Genomic DNA, 13,093 nt, shown 5'->3' on the forward strand with positions numbered 1-13,093 from the left:
CGGCTCGTCCCTCTCGACTGGCGCGGGATCGACGGCACGCGGGCGGGTCGCCGCGACGACGCGGGCGACCTCGCGGGCCGGGTCACGGTAGAGGTCGGTCGACCAGATCCGCACGTAGCGCCAGCCCAGGCTCTCGAGGTGCTCGGCCCAGAGGCGGTCGCGTTCGCGGGTGCCCCGCATGGCGGCATACCCGGCGCCGTCGCCCTCGACCGCGACCAGCCGTCGACCGGGGACGCGCGGGTCGCGGACGACGAGGTCGAGGGTGTGCCGGCTGGTCCCGACGTCCTCGGAGACGTCGAGGCCCTCCCGGCGCAGGCGGGCGGCGAGGTCGGCCATCATCGGGTCGCGGGCCCGCCGTCCCGAGTCCTCGCCCGCCGCGGCACCGACGTCGAGCAGGAGCGTCTGCAGCGCCGCAGGACCTGGGGTGCGGAGGCGGTCGGGGTCGAGGTGGTCGGCCCGCAGGCTCGTCACGACGGTCAGGTGCGACCTCGCGCGGGTCGTCGCGGCGCGCAGCCACCGGTCGGCGCCGGGCACCTCGAGGTCGGGGAAGCGGTGGAGCACCCGCCCGTGGGGAGTGGTGCCGTAGCCCACCGTGAGGATCACCGAGTCCCAGCGCGCTGACCGGACCTCGTCCATGCTGCGCACCGAGAACGGTTCTGTCGCAACAGGATCGAAGAAGACGACGACCTCGGCCGGTGCGTGCCGGAGCTCGTCGTCGAAGACCTCCCGGATGCGGGCGGCATGGGCACGGGTGACGGCGACGACACCGAGCGACTCCTCGGGCCGCGTCCGGGCGTGCTCGAGCACGAGCTCCACGACCCGGCTGACCTCGGCCTCGGTCGTCTCGATCGCGGTCTCGGTGCCGGCGGCGACGAAGGCCGATCCCTCGACCCGCTCGACGCGCACCGGCGAGGCGATCCCGGTGCCGGGGAAGGTCACCCACCTCGAGCCGTATGCCGCGTGGTCGGCCTGCGCGAGCAGCCGCTCGTCGCGAGCGGCGTAGTGCCAGGACAGCCGCCGGACGGGCAGCGCCTCCGCCAGCAGGTCGTAGACCGAGCGGGTGACGCCCGCTCCCGACGCTCCCGACGCTCCCGACCCGCCCGACCCGCCCGACCCGCCCGAGCCACCCGACCCGCCCGAAGCACCAGACCCGGCCGGCACGACGGCCGTGCTGAACGACGTCGGCGGAGGGCCACCGGGATCCCCGAAGGCGACCACCTGACGACCCCGGGAAATCGCGGACACGGCCTCGGTCGGGGTGAGCCGACCGGCCCCGTCGATGACGACCACGTCGAAGACCCGCCCGATGGGGACGACCTCGGCCACGGCCAACGGGCTCATCGCCCAGCAGGGCCGAGCGGCGAGCAGCAGGCCGGCGGAGTCAGCCGACTCCCCCAGCAGGACGCGCAACGACCGCGGCCTGGCCGGGCCGTCGACCTCTGCGAGGAGCGCCGCGGCGGCCGCGGGACGGGCGGCGACGGCGGTCCGGACCCGCCGGTCCACCGTCTCCCGGATGATTCCCGCCGTCGTGGCCAGCTGGGCCCGGTCGGCGACGACGTAGTCCTCGACGGCCCGACGCAGCTGGGCACCGTCGTGGTGCCCGTAACGGGTGTCGCTCTGGGTGACGTGCTGCACGAGCGAGACCCACCAGATCAGCTCGAGCTCGGGGGTCACCTCGCTCGGGGGCACCGAACGCTGCGCGAAGTCGTCGACCACGGCGGCCATCCCCGCGGCCTTCAGCTCGTCGATGATCGGTGTGACCCGCGGCAGGATGGCGAGCCGGTCGCCGCGCTCGGCGAGCCCGTCGAGCCGGACGGCGAGGTCGGCCAGCGGCAGCGCCAGCAGCTCACCACCGGCGCCGGTCGGCGCGAGTCGTGCCTCGAGCCACTCGAGGTCGCGTCGCAGGGCGGCGTAGGTGCGCTCTGCCTCCTCGAGGCGGGGCGAGATCTCCGGGCGTCCTCCGGCGCCGACGAGCTCGTGCCAGGCCTGCCGGTGCCGCCTCGCCGCGACGAGCTCGGCGTGCAGGTCGTCGGGGGGTCGGCCCGGTCGGAGCAGCCGCCGCGCCTGGCTCCGGACGCGCGATCGGGCCCACGCGCCCAGCTCCGTCCCGCCGCCCCGGCGCTCGTCCCCGCTCGCCGTCGCGGCGACGTGCTCGTCCAGCGGGTTGTCGAAGATCTCGGGGCGGAACACCTCGAGGGTGGCCCGCACCCCGGCCATCGTCGCCAGCGCACACCCCCAGTCGAGGGCGGTGCGCGCCGCCGGGAGCGACGACTCGTCGAGGATGACGTCGAGGGTCGAGACCACCGCGTCGAGCCCGCCCCCGGAGAGACGCACGACGATCTCGCGAGCGCGGTCGGCGTCCTCCTCGGTGACGACGTGCGCGGCATACCAGGGGTCCACGGAGTCGTCGGTGGACCATGCCCCTGCCGTCGCCGCGGCCGTGAGGTCGCGCGCGAGCTCGTCGAGCCGGGTCCGCGGCAGGGCCAGCAGGGCGGCGCCCTGCAACCGCACCCGCGACGCGGGGACCGGTCGGCGGGCACCGAGCTCGGCGATGGCCCACTGCGCCTCGTGCACGCTGACCCCCCACGGGTCGCGGACCTCGTGCAGGGCCGCGACGTGGTCGCGCAGCCGGTCGCGGTAGTCGGTCAGAAGCGACCGCCCGCCGGCCGACCCGGGAGAGGAGGAAGAAGCGTCGCGTGGCACCGACCGGTCGCGCTCGACGACGGCCTCGAAGGTGTCGACGACCTGCTGGAGCGTCGCGCGCCGGTCGACGCCGGCCCAGGTGGCGTCGAGCACGAGGTCGGCGAGCCCGACCTGCCCCAGCCGGTCGACAGCCTGGGTGAGGTCGCGCCGGTCGGGCGAGACGAGGAGCACGCTGCGCCCGTCGGCGACGAGGGCGGCGACGAGGTTGGCGACGGTCTGGGTGGCGCCGGTCCCGGGCGGCGCCTCGACCGCGAGGTTCGCGCCCCGGCGGACGGCGTCGATCACGTCGCCCTGGCCCGAGTCGGCGTCGAGGACGAGGCGCTCCGAGGCGGGGTCGCGGTCGGGGTCGCTCGGCGGGTCGGGGGTGATCCGGCGCAGGTGGGCCCGCGCCTCGGCGTCGCCGGCGAGGGCGGCCACGACGTCGTAGCCGGGGAGCCGGTCCTGCTGCGCCGCGAGGTCGGCGACCATGTCGAGCTTGCTGTGCGGGAAGGTGCTGATGACCAGCCGCGGCGACACCGAGAAGTCCGGGACGTCGGCGCAGAGCCGGGTCAGCTCGGCATACACGGGGTAGGGATCGAAACCGTGGCTACCGTCGGCGAGCGCACCGAGCACGACCTCGTCGACCGGGACCTGCGCCTCGAGCCGCAGGTAGTGCGCGAGGACGGGGTTGAGCTCGACCTCGAGGCTGAGGTCGATCTCGAAGTCCACCCGCGCGGGTCCGGTGGGGCGCAGGACCACCGACCGGAGCATCACCGGGGCCTGGGGGGACCGCGGCCCGGGCATCGACGGCACGGACCACGTCGCCATCCCGAGGGCCAGGAACCCGATCGGGAGGCCGCGCTGCTCGAGGACGGTCGCGCACGCGTCGCTGATGGCCCGCGCCCGGCGGCGGGCCTCGGCGAGCGCGGCGGGCTCCCGGACGAGGTCGGCGATCGTCGTCGGACGGCCGGCCAGCAGCTTGGACACCCCGCTCGGGTGGGCGGTCGTGAGGTCGAGGCTGCCGAGCGGGAGGTCCTGGTACCAGAGGAGGGTGTTGCGGCCGCCGACGTCGGCGAGGGCCCGCTGCCAGCCGGCCACCGCCTCGGCGACGCGGCCCGCCCGGTCCGGGGCGCCGGGAGCAGGCGGACCAGCGGGACCCGCGGGCTCGGTCTCAGGCGCGGCGGGGGTCACCATGGCAGGCTAACCAATACGCCCACGAGTGGCGCCGCCCCCACGCCACCGCCGGCGACCGATTCGTCTCGGTCGCCGGCGGCGATGTCAGTGCTCGAGCAGATGCAGCTGTCAGGCCTTCGCGAAGTGGCCCTTCGGCGGCAGGGCGAGGCGGAAGATCTTGCCCCACGTGGAGCCGACCTGCTTCCACATCGGGCCGGTGTTGTAGGGCAGGCCGTAGCGCGAGCAGATCTCGCGCACCTGCGGCGCGACCTCGGCATACCGGTTCGAGGGCAGGTCGGGGAAGAGGTGGTGCTCGATCTGGTGCGAGAGGTTGCCGGTCATGAAGTGGATGGCCTTGCTGCCTGAGATGTTGGCCGAGCCGATCATCTGGCGGACGTACCAGTCGCCGCGGGTCTCGCCGTCGATCATGTCCTCGGTGAAGGTGTCCGCGCCCTCGGGGAAGTGACCGCAGAAGATCACCGCGTGCGCCCAGACGTTGCGGATCGCGTTGGCCGTCAGGGTGCCGACGAGGGCGGGGACGAACGAGCCGGTGAGGGCCGCCACGAGCGGCGTCGCGAGGTAGTCCTTGCCGAACTGGCGGGCGACCTTCTTGCCCATCGCCCGGAGGTCGCGGCGCAGCTCGGTCTTGGTCTTGTTGCCCGCCGCAACCTCGTCGAGCTCGAGGTCGTAGACCGCGATGCCCCACTCGAAGATCGGCGCGAGGAGCGCGTTGTAGAGCGGGTTGCCGAGGTTCCACGGCCGCCACACCTGGTCTTCGCTGATCCGCAGGATGTTGTAGCCCACGTCGCGGTCCTTGCCCACGACGTTGGTCCACACGTGGTGCAGGTCGTTGTGCGTGTGCTTCCACGACGCGGCCGGCGTGACGAAGTCCCACTCCCACGTCGTCGAGTGGATGTCGGGGTCGCGCATCCAGTCCCACTGGCCGTGCAGGACGTTGTGCCCGATCTCCATGTTCTCGATGATCTTGGCGACCGACAGCATGCCGACCCCGGCGATCCAGGCCGGCGGGAAGCTGGCGAAGACGAGGCTGGCGCGCCCGGCGAGCTCGAGGGTGCGCTGGGTCTTGATGACCCGACGGATGTATGCCGCGTCGTGGCTCCCGCGGCTGGCGAGGATGCCGTCACGGATGGCGTCGAGCTCGACGGCCATGGTGGCCACCTGCTCGTCGCTCAGGTGGGCCGCGGCCGGCGGGCGCACGGACGGGTGGCCCTCGGTGGGGAGGATGGCCCGACGGCGTCGGGCGGGGGTGGCCGTCTTCGCGTCCGGGACGGTCGCGTCGAGCCGCTGTGCGGTGGCGGTCATGTGGTGCTCCTTGCGCTTGTCGTTGGGAGAACGAACGGAGTGAGGTGGTTGTCCCGGCGGCGCGGCGGCGCGCTCGGGGGTGTTGGCGGGGGTGCTGGTGGGTGCTGGTCAGACGTCGAGGTGGACGGGGCCGGCGGCCGTGGAGACGCAGGTCTGGACGAGCTGGCCCTCTTCGCCGTGGACCTCGCCGGTGCGCAGGTCGCGCACCTGGCCCGCGACGAGGGGCACGAGGCACGACTGGCAGATGCCCATCCGGCAGCCGCTGGGCATGACGACGCCGACGTCCTCGCCGGCCTCGAGGAGGGTCGTGTCGCCGTCGGCGTCGACCTCCTTGTCGGACTTCTCGAAGGTCACGTGCCCGCCGGCGCCACCGGCGCCGGGCAGGATGACGGGGGCGAAGCGCTCGATGACCAGCTGGTGCTCGCGCGCGGCCGCCTTCCACAGCGCCTCGGCCTCGTTGATCATCTCGGTGGGACCGCAGACGTAGGTCGCCCGCTCGCGCCAGTCGGGCACGGCGGCGTCGAGATCCTTCGTGCCGGACAGGTCGATGCGGCCCTGCTCGCTGGTGATCCAGTGCTTGACCGTGAGGCCGTGGTCGAGGTCCGCGAGCTCCTGCAGCTCGTCGCGGAAGAGCGAGCCGTCGAGCGTGCGGGAGGAGTGCAGCAGCTGGACGTCGGCGTCGGCGCGCCGGCGGACCAGCGTGCGGATCATCGACATGACCGGGGTGAGGCCGCTGCCGGCGGTGATCATCAGCAGCGGACGCGGGTGCTCGGGGAGGACGAAGTCGCCCTGCGGGGGCGCGAGGAAGAGGACGTCCCCGGGCTTGGTGTTGCGCACCAGCGCTTCGGAGATTGCCCCGATCGCGGTCACCGTGATAGCGGGGTCCTCGCCGCCGGCGGTGGTGAGCGAGTAGGACCGCCACTGCCGCACGCCGTCGATCTCGACGCCGATGCGGGCCCACTGGCCGGCCTCGTGGGCGTGCCAGCCACGTCCCGGGTGGAAGCGGATGGTGGCCGAGTCCTCGGTCTCCGGAATGACCTCGGTGACGATGCCGCGCAGCTGGCGCGAGCTGCTGAGGGGGTTCACCAGGCGCAGGAAGTCCTCGGGCGAGTGGGGTGTCGTGAACACCTGCGCCATGCGCGTCAAGGGGGAGAACCGGGCCATGTACCGATATTCGCAGCAGAACGGCCTCCGGATCTCCACCTCCGGCATACAGTGTGAGGGACGAAACTATCTCGATGAGCTAGTTCAGGGAGGTGACAGGGTGGCCACAGCGTCCCCCGAGCAACCCTGGTTGGCCCTCCCGGCTGAAATCTCGAAGTTGCTCAGGCCAACCTTGCCGTCCCTCGTCGAGGAGATCATCGGCACGATCCGCCAGACCGTCCCGGCCTATACCCGGCCCCTCGAGGGCCGGTTCGGGGTCGCGGTGCGCCGGGGCACCGAGGTCGCCCTGACCAGCTTCCTCGCGCTGCCCGGCACCTCCCGGCCGGCTCTCTCGGCCGAGGCCCGGGGCGTGTATGCCGCCCTCGGCAGCGGCGAGGTGCGGCAGGGCCGGACCCTCGAGAGTCTCCTCGCGGCATACCGGGCGGGGACGCGGGTGACCCTGCGCCGGTTCTCGCAGACCGCGATGGAGGCGCACTACGGGTCGGAGGTGCTCCTCGCCATCGGCGAGTCGGTGCTCGCCTACATCGAGGAGGTCTCGGCCGCGAGCGCCGAGGGTTTCGCTTTCGAGCAGTCCGAGCGGGCGGGCGAGGTCGACCGGCGACGCACCGAGGTCCTCGAGCTGCTGCTGCTCGGGCAGGCGGACGAGGTGGCCGTGCAGCAGGCGGCGAGCGCCGCGGGCTGGTCGCTGGCCCATCACCTGGTCGCGATTCTCCTGCCGCTCGGGGAGGCGCCCGCGGCCCGGTTCGCGCTGGGGCGTCGGGCCCTGTCGGTGGACCGCGACACCGACACCGTCGTCCTCGCCGCCGCGCCCGCGACGGGCAAGGAGCGGCGCGAGCTCGAACGAGCCCTGCGCGGCCGGCGCGCGGTCATCGGCCCGGTGCGCGAGTGGAGCCGCGTGCCGGACTCGCTGCGGCTCGCGGTGACCGCGACGGCGGTCCTCGTGGACGAGACGCCGGCCGCGTTCGGCGACGACGAGCTGCCGCTGTGGGTGGAGGAGCACCTCGCGGACATCGTGCTCGGCGCGGAGTCGGCAGCGTTGGTGGACCTGGGAGTTCGCCGACTGGCGGCTCTGGACGGGCTGCGGGCCGGACCCCGGCAGCGGCTCACCGAGACGCTGCTCGCGTGGTTGCGGCACTGGGGGCAGCGGGGGCCGATCGCGGAGGAGCTGCGCATCCACCCGCAGACGGTGGGCTACCGCGTGGCTCAGCTGCGCGAGCTCTTCGGCGCGGACCTCGACGACCCGCAGGTCAGGTTCGAGATGGAGCTCGTGCTGCGGGCGCGGCAGGGGTTGGGCACGGCGTGAGGTGGCGTGGGTGGCGTGAGGTGGCGTGGGTGGCTGCCGGGCCCGGACAACTCCTCAAGCGAGGAGAAGTCCGCTCAGACCGCATCCTGCGGAGCGGCCGGCCAGTGCACGGCGTCCTGAGGGGTGGGGGCCGGCGCGTCCTGCAGCGTCTCCGTCACCGCGTCCTGGGGCGCGTCCGCCACGGCATCCTGCTTGCGCACGACCGTGATCCGCACGACGCCCTTCTCGAGGTCGACGGTGTTGGGCCCGCCCTCGTTGCCGGGGATCCGCGCCTCGATCCGCTTGCGGTCCATCTCCTCGCGGAAGTGCGCCGCGCCGGGGTTGAAGATCTCGTCCAGCCCGCCCCAGGTCATGGCCACACCTCCTCGCGCATCCCGTTGCCTCCCCCGAGGCTAACCCGCGCGCCACTAAACCCAACCCGCCGTTGCGTCCGCACGGACGCGACACCGGTATGCCGTTCCCGCGGACGTTGCGGGGCGGGCAAACGTTACGTCCGCACGGACGCGACACCGGTATGCCGTTCCCGCGGACGCAAGCGCGCCCGTCACGCCCCGTCGCTGCGCCCGAGCTCCGACGGCCACCAGACCCGGCGACCCAGCAGGGTGACCAGGGCCGGCACGAGCACGGTGCGCACGAGCAGGGTGTCGAGCAGCACGCCGAACCCGACGATGATGCCGATCTGGGTCAGTGTGATCAGCGGCAGGACCCCGAGGACCGTGAACACCGCCGCGAGCAGCACTCCCGCGCTGGTGATGACGCCACCGGTGACGGCGACGGCCGTCCGGATGCCCCGCCGGGTGCCCGCCCGAGCCGCCTCCTGCCGCGCCCGGGTGGTGAGGAAGATGTTGTAGTCCACCCCGAGCGCCACGAGGAAGAGGAACGCGAGCAGCGGCACGCTGGTGTCGAGCGCCGGGAAGTCGAAGACGTGGGTGAACGACCAGTGCCCCGCCCCCAGCGCCGCCGCGCAGCTCAGCACGACGGTGAGGATCAGCAGCACCGGCGCGACCACGGAGCGCAGCAACGCGACGAGGATCAGAAGGACCACGAGCAGGATGATCGGCGCGATGACCGCCTGGTCGCGGACCGCCGCGTCCTTGGCGTCGAGGGTGTCGGCGACCGACCCTCCGACGAGGGCGTCCGCCCCGGAGATCGCGTGGACGGAGTCGCGCAGCGCCCGCACCGTCGCATAGCTCGCCTCGCTCCCCGGCAGGTCCTTCAGCACGGCGTCGACCTGCACGAGCCCCGCCCCGCGGTCGCTCGCCCGCGCCGACGCGACGCCGGGGGTGGCCGCCGCCGCAGCGACGACCGCCTGCTCCGAGCCCGCCGCGGCGATGATCCGGGCCGGCGCCGACGAGCCCGCGGGGTAGTGCGCCGCGATCGTCTCGAGGCCGGTGGAGGACGACGACTGCACGCGGAACTGCTCGGTCTGCGAGAGCCCGACCCGCACCCCGACGATGCCGGAGGCGAGCACGAGGAGGATCACGACGGCGATGCCGCTGACGGCCGCCGGACGACGAGTCACCCTGTCGGCAATGGTCGCCCACGCTCCGCGGTGGCTCGGGTCCTCGCTCCCGACGCGGGGGACGAACGGCCAGAAGAGGCGCCGCCCGCAGAGCGCGAGGGCGGCCGGCAGGACGAGCAGCACGCTGACAAGGACGACGACCACGCCGACCGCGCTCGTCCACCCGATGGTGCGCAGGTTGCCGCTCGTCGCGAGCAGCAGGGTGAGCAGTGACAGCGTGACCGTTGTGGCGCTGCCGATGACGGCTCCGCCGGCACTGCCGACCGCGAGCCGCAGGGCGACCCGGTGGTCCTCCTCGTGGCGAAGCGTCTCGCGGTAGCGCGCGATCAGGAGCAGCGCATAGTTCGTCCCCGCGCCGAAGACGAGGACGCTCGCGATGCCGGTGCTGGCCGGGTCGATCGAGAGCCCGGCCAGCGCGCCGATGGCCTCGGTCACCCGGGCGCCGAGCTGGTCGGCGATGCCGACGACGGCCAGCGGGACGATCCACAGCACGGGGCTGCGGTAGGTGAGCAGGAGCAGGAGCGCGACGATGCCGGCGGTCGTGCCGAGCAGCTTGACGTTGGCACCGTCGAAGGACGACGCGATGTCGGCCGCGATCCCCGGCCCACCGGTGAGCTCGGCCGTCAGCCCCTGCGGCAGACCGGCTCTGGCGATCACCGCGCGCATCTCCTTGACCGTCGCGGTGAGCCGGTCGCTGGCGAGGGAGCTCGACAACGGCACGGAGACGAGCAGGGCCCGGCCGTCCTGGCTCGGGATCGTGACGACTCGCTGGCCCGACGCGGCATACGGGCTGAGGGTGGTGGTGAGGGAGGCGACGGCCGCCCGGTCTGCCGGCGTGAGCACCGCGTCGGCCCGGGCGACGACGACGAGGGCGGGGTTGACCTGCGAGCTCGGCAGCCCCTTCTGCAGCGCGGTGACCCGGACCGACTCGACGGACGAGGGCAGGTTCGACGCGCCGGAGTCGGCTATCGGCGCCGTCACCTTGAGGGCGAAGACGGCGCCGACGACCACCAGGAAGCCCAGGACGACCAGCCGGGCGCCCCAGCGCCCCGTGGTCAGGGTGCCGATCCAGCGAGACATGCCGTCCATGAGCGCTCCTCCGTATGCCGCCCGTGCCAGTTCGGACGACCTCAGGTGTCTTGATAATCAAGATACTTGATTGTGGAGGGTTTCGCGTCACATCTCGAGGGCGACCTCAGTCGAACGGGCCGACCTCAGTCGAGGTCGTTCTTCCCGCGCAGCCGGACGATGTGCTGCGACGCCTCGGCCTTGGTCATGTCGGCGGGCAGCTCCTCACCGGCCTGACGAGCCAGGGTGTCGAGGTAGCTCTTCTGCGCCTCCGTGATCGGGTCTCCTCCACTGACCCAGTCGGCGGGGTCCTTCTCGAGGGCGGGGTCGTCGGTGGGCTCGCTGGCACCGAGCGTCTCGGGCTCGGTCTCCTCCGCGGTCATGGTGGTCTCGGGGGTGGCGGTGACAGGGGTCTCGTTGCTCATGAGCCTCCGATACCCCGGAGCGGCGTTCTCTCACACCGATGTCTCACACGCGATGTCTCACACCCGGACGCGACGGCCGTCCCCACGCCCGACCAGGGCCGCCACCGTCGCCGCGAGCGTCGTGACGACGAGCAGGATCGCGGTGAGGTGCACGGTGAGCGGACCACCGTCATACATCGTCACGCCGACGACGACGACGAGCAGGACGACCACGGCCAGCACCGGTCGCGGCACCCGCCACAGGCCGGCGACGACGAGCAGGGCGGGCACGGCATACAGGACCATGCTGGTGTGGCCCATGCCGTTGACCCCGTCGATGTAGCCGCCCGACCCCGGCACCGCACGGGCCGTGGTGGTGAAGAACATCGCCCCGCAGTGGGCCACGAGCCCGAGGACGCCGACGGCCAGGGCGGCCGCCCGTCCGACGCCGATCGCGCTGGCGGCGCGCACCGGCAGCTGCCGCAGCCCGACTCGCAGGGCGAGCGCGACGACGACCACCGCGACGAGGGTGACGGTCCACGGAAGGGGCATGGGCTCAACGGTACGTCGGTCCGCCCGTGTCAAGGCCGGGCCACCCGGGTAGGTAGGGGTCATGAAGACACGCACCATCGGCACCCAGTCCGTCTCGGCGATCGGCCTCGGAGGGATGCCGCTCTCGATCGAGGGCCGTCCCGACCGCGCCCGCGCCGTCGCGACCATCCACGCATCCCTCGACGCCGCCGTCACCCTCATCGACACCGCCGACGCCTACCACATCGGCGGTGAGGACGAGGTCGGCCACAACGAGTCGCTCATCGCCGAGGCGCTGGCGTCGTATGCCGGTGACACCTCCGACATCCTCGTCGCCACCAAGGGCGGTCACCTGCGACCGGAGCCCGGCACCTGGACCCAGGACGGCTCCCCGGACTACCTCGTGACCGCCTGCGAGGCGTCGCTGAAGCGGCTCGGCGTCGAGGCGATCGGGCTCTACCAGTTCCACCGGCCCGACCCGGCCGTCCCCTACGCCGAGTCCGTCGGCGCGCTCCGCGACCTGCTCGACGCGGGGAAGATCCGGATGGCCGGCATCTCCAACGCGAGCGTGGACCAGATCCGGCAGGCGCAGGAGGTCCTCGGCGGCCGGCTCGTGAGCGTGCAGAACCAGTACTCTCCCGCCTTCCTCAGCTCGCGCGCCGAACTCGACCTCTGCGACGAACTAGGGATCGCGTTCCTGCCATGGTCGCCGCTCGGCGGCATCTCGAAGGCGAGCGACCTCGGGTCGAGCTACGCGCCGTTCCAGAAGGTCGCCGACGCGCACGGCGTCAGCCCCCAGCGCGTTACTCTCGCATGGATGCTCGCGACATCACCGGTCGTCATCCCGATCCCCGGATCGTCGCGTCCCGAGACCGCGCAGGACTCCGCCGAGGCGGTCGACCTCGAGCTGAGCGCGGACGAGCTGGCCAGCCTCGACGCAGCCGGCTGACCCGCTGGTATGCCGCGGTCCGAGGGACGACTCCCCCGGTCCGGTGCTTGCCCGGGGTTTGCCGACCTCGACGCCGGGTAGGTCAAGAACCAACCGAGCCACACATCGTGGCCCCCACAAAGAGGACAACATGAGCGCTGACGAGAGCACTGCCAAGGACCTGGTCCAGACCCTGAAGGACGGCCAGAAGGGTTACTCCGCCTCCGCGGAGAAGCTGGCCGACGGCGAGCGGCCCGAGTGGGCCGAGACCATGCGCCGCTTCGAGCAGCAGCGGGCGAAGTTCGCCCAGGAGATCGTCGCGATGGGCCACGAGTACGGCGACGACGTCGACGCCAGCGGGTCCGCGCTCGCCACGGTGCACCGCGGCTGGCTGACGCTCAAGGACGCCCTGACCGGTGACAAGCCGTCGGGCGTGCTCGACGCCGCCGTGCAGGGCGAGGACCACACCGTCTCGGAGTACGAGAAGGCCCTCAAGGAAGACCTCAGTGACGGCTTCCGCACGGTCGTCCAGCGCCAGCACGCCGAGATCGTCGCGGCGCGCGACGAGGTGAAGGGCCTGCAGCAGGCCAGCTGAGTCGCCTGGCTCGACAGCCTCGGCGCCGGTGGCAGCTGCCACCCCAGCAGGTATGCCGCCCCGGCGCCGGGGACGGCCGCGGCCGGGGGCGCCCGCGGCGGGACAGCGCGCAGTGCTGACCACAGCCCGCTGTGGTCAGCACTCCGCCTTCCTCGTCTGGCCGACGGAGGCGAGTTCCCCTTCTGCCCTTGACGTCGGATACGCTCAACCCGCACCACGGACAGGCCCGCCTGTGGCGGCCGTCCTACCCCGCCCTCGTAGCTCAGGGGATAGAGCACCGCTCTCCTAAAGCGGGTGTCGGCAGTTCAATTCTGCCCGGGGGCACACCACGTCTCCACAGGTCACAGGCCTGACGAGCCCCGTTCACGAGTGCTCTGCGCTGAGTTCGCCTCCACCCGGG

10 protein-coding genes and 1 tRNA gene are annotated in these 13,093 nt (G+C 72.8%); 4 read left to right on the forward strand and 7 right to left on the reverse strand.

Annotated features, from left to right (window positions below; translation table 11 throughout):
- The 3 genes from Q0R63_RS06365 to Q0R63_RS06375 all read right to left on the reverse strand — a co-directional run.
- Positions 1-3,876, reverse strand: a 3,876-nt coding sequence (locus tag Q0R63_RS06365) for a DNA helicase (protein WP_295695441.1), incomplete at its 3' end; no start/stop codon positions are given.
- Positions 3,877-3,984: 108 nt separating this feature from the next.
- Entirely contained in the window at positions 3,985-5,178 is a 1,194-nt protein-coding gene (locus tag Q0R63_RS06370) for an acyl-CoA desaturase (RefSeq protein ID WP_295695443.1), read from the reverse strand.
- 108 nt (positions 5,179-5,286) lie between these two features.
- On the reverse strand, positions 5,287-6,342 hold the full coding sequence (locus Q0R63_RS06375) for a ferredoxin reductase (RefSeq protein WP_295695445.1): 1,056 nt from the start codon (positions 6,340-6,342) through the stop codon (positions 5,287-5,289).
- Between the two features lie 172 nt (positions 6,343-6,514).
- On the opposite strand from Q0R63_RS06375, the gene Q0R63_RS06380 reads away from it, so the two are divergent.
- Complete coding sequence (locus Q0R63_RS06380) at positions 6,515-7,645, forward strand: helix-turn-helix domain-containing protein (RefSeq protein WP_295695448.1); 1,131 nt, start codon at positions 6,515-6,517, stop codon at positions 7,643-7,645.
- A gap of 74 nt (positions 7,646-7,719) precedes the next feature.
- On the opposite strand, the gene Q0R63_RS06385 is transcribed toward Q0R63_RS06380, so the two are convergent.
- The 4 genes from Q0R63_RS06385 to Q0R63_RS06400 all read right to left on the reverse strand — a co-directional run bounded on the left by Q0R63_RS06385 (position 7,720) and on the right by Q0R63_RS06400 (position 11,191).
- Positions 7,720-7,998, reverse strand: a complete 279-nt coding sequence (locus Q0R63_RS06385; RefSeq protein WP_295695450.1) for a hypothetical protein — start codon at positions 7,996-7,998, stop codon at positions 7,720-7,722.
- 191 nt (positions 7,999-8,189) lie between these two features.
- Positions 8,190-10,256: an MMPL family transporter gene (locus Q0R63_RS06390; protein WP_295695452.1), complete on the reverse strand. Its 2,067-nt coding sequence runs from the start codon at positions 10,254-10,256 to the stop codon at positions 8,190-8,192.
- Between the two features lie 125 nt (positions 10,257-10,381).
- Complete coding sequence (locus tag Q0R63_RS06395; protein ID WP_295695454.1) at positions 10,382-10,660, reverse strand: DUF3072 domain-containing protein; 279 nt, start codon at positions 10,658-10,660, stop codon at positions 10,382-10,384.
- A 57-nt stretch (positions 10,661-10,717) separates the two neighbouring features.
- Positions 10,718-11,191, reverse strand: a complete 474-nt coding sequence (locus Q0R63_RS06400) for a hypothetical protein (protein WP_295695456.1) — start codon at positions 11,189-11,191, stop codon at positions 10,718-10,720.
- 61 nt (positions 11,192-11,252) lie between these two features.
- On the opposite strand from Q0R63_RS06400, the gene Q0R63_RS06405 reads away from it, so the two are divergent.
- From Q0R63_RS06405 to Q0R63_RS06415, 3 genes are all read left to right on the forward strand, one after another.
- Positions 11,253-12,119, forward strand: coding sequence for an aldo/keto reductase (locus tag Q0R63_RS06405; protein ID WP_295695458.1), 867 nt, complete (start codon positions 11,253-11,255; stop codon positions 12,117-12,119).
- A 130-nt stretch (positions 12,120-12,249) separates the two neighbouring features.
- Positions 12,250-12,693 (forward strand): PA2169 family four-helix-bundle protein, encoded by a 444-nt coding sequence (locus Q0R63_RS06410; RefSeq protein ID WP_295695460.1) that lies wholly within the window; start codon positions 12,250-12,252, stop codon positions 12,691-12,693.
- Between the two features lie 251 nt (positions 12,694-12,944).
- Positions 12,945-13,017: transfer RNA gene (locus Q0R63_RS06415), tRNA-Arg, on the forward strand.
- The last annotated feature ends 76 nt before the right edge of the window (positions 13,018-13,093 follow it).

The organism is Lapillicoccus sp. (assembly GCF_025353065.1).
Taxonomy (GTDB): domain Bacteria; phylum Actinomycetota; class Actinomycetes; order Actinomycetales; family Dermatophilaceae; genus Lapillicoccus.

Bases quoted from the DNA above. Each gene is read 5' to 3' on its own strand.
- Q0R63_RS06390 (WP_295695452.1), bottom strand. From the start codon at position 10,256: ATGGACGGCATGTCTCGCTGGATCGGCACCCTGACCACGGGGCGCTGG.
- Q0R63_RS06375 (WP_295695445.1), bottom strand. From the start codon at position 6,342: ATGGCCCGGTTCTCCCCCTTGACGCGCATGGCGCAGGTGTTCACGACA.
- Q0R63_RS06405 (WP_295695458.1), top strand. From the start codon at position 11,253: ATGAAGACACGCACCATCGGCACCCAGTCCGTCTCGGCGATCGGCCTC.
- Q0R63_RS06410 (WP_295695460.1), top strand. From the start codon at position 12,250: ATGAGCGCTGACGAGAGCACTGCCAAGGACCTGGTCCAGACCCTGAAG.
- Q0R63_RS06385 (WP_295695450.1), bottom strand. From the start codon at position 7,998: ATGACCTGGGGCGGGCTGGACGAGATCTTCAACCCCGGCGCGGCGCAC.
- Q0R63_RS06395 (WP_295695454.1), bottom strand. From the start codon at position 10,660: ATGAGCAACGAGACCCCTGTCACCGCCACCCCCGAGACCACCATGACC.
- Q0R63_RS06370 (WP_295695443.1), bottom strand. From the start codon at position 5,178: ATGACCGCCACCGCACAGCGGCTCGACGCGACCGTCCCGGACGCGAAG.
- Q0R63_RS06400 (WP_295695456.1), bottom strand. From the start codon at position 11,191: ATGCCCCTTCCGTGGACCGTCACCCTCGTCGCGGTGGTCGTCGTCGCG.